The organism is Methylibium sp. T29 (genome assembly GCF_000576205.1).
GTDB classification, from domain to species: domain Bacteria; phylum Pseudomonadota; class Gammaproteobacteria; order Burkholderiales; family Burkholderiaceae_C; genus Methylibium; species Methylibium petroleiphilum.
The window spans coordinates 1-941 of sequence record NZ_AZND01000550.1; the positions used below are offsets into that span (position 1 = coordinate 1).

Here is a 941-nt window from a genome sequence, read left to right on the forward strand (position 1 = left end):
CCCGCCCACGGCCCTGGCGCGGCTCGACCGCGAGATCGTGCGCCTGGGCTGGACCACGCCGCAGCCGGTGCCCGATGCGCTGCGGGCCATTGCCAACCGCGCCACCGAGCGGGAACCGCAGCGCCGCTACCTCGGCGCGCGCAGTCTTCAGCGCGCGCTGCAGGGCTGGCTGGACGCGCAGGCGGCCGGTGGCGATGGTGTGCTCGGCCTCCTGCTCGACCGCCTGCACAGCGTGGGCCACCTGCCGGCGTTGCCGGGTCTGCTGGGCCGTGTGTCCGCGGTGGTGGCGATGGAGCAGCAGCGCATCGACGAGATGGCGGAACTGATCATCCAGGACCCGGCGCTGGCCTTCGAGCTGCTGCGCCAGGTCAACGCGGCCCAGTTCGCGGCGCACGCGAGCGGTGGCGTGACCACCGTGCGGCGCGCGGTGCAGCTGTTCGGCGTGCAGGGCCTGCGGCCGGTGGCGAACGGCCTGCGGCCGTGGCCGGGTGCGTTGTCCGAAACGAACGCCGTCGCGCTGGCGGCGAGCCTGCGCGAGGCGCGCGTCGCGGCGCACGTGGCGCGCACGCTGTGCCCGGCCGACATGGACGGCGAAGAAGCCTTCCTGCTCGCCTTGCTGCAGAGCCTGGGCACGCTGCTCGTGCGCTACCACTTCCCCGAGGAAGCCGAACAGATCCACCGCCTGGTCGACCCCGAGCCGGGCGGTGCACGCGGCATGTCCGAAGCGGCGGCGGCCTGCGCCGTGATCGGCGTGGAGCTCGACGCGCTGGCGATGGCCGTCGCGCGCCACTGGGGTTTCGACGAGACGGTGCTGCATGCGATGCGGCGTGTGTCTCTGGAAGCCCCGGTGCGTGCGCCCGATCACCGAGCCGACACGCTGCGTCTGCTGGCCAGCGCGGCCGTCGAGGCCGCGGCCGCGATGGCCTCGCGCGAGGCTCGGG

Annotated in this window: 1 protein-coding gene; it reads left to right on the forward strand. The window is 74.5% G+C overall.

Features of this window, described 5'->3' with window-relative positions; all coding sequences use genetic code 11:
• The coding region (locus tag x551_RS22760; protein ID WP_036252024.1) for an HDOD domain-containing protein at positions 1 to 941 on the forward strand (941 nt) is incomplete at both ends.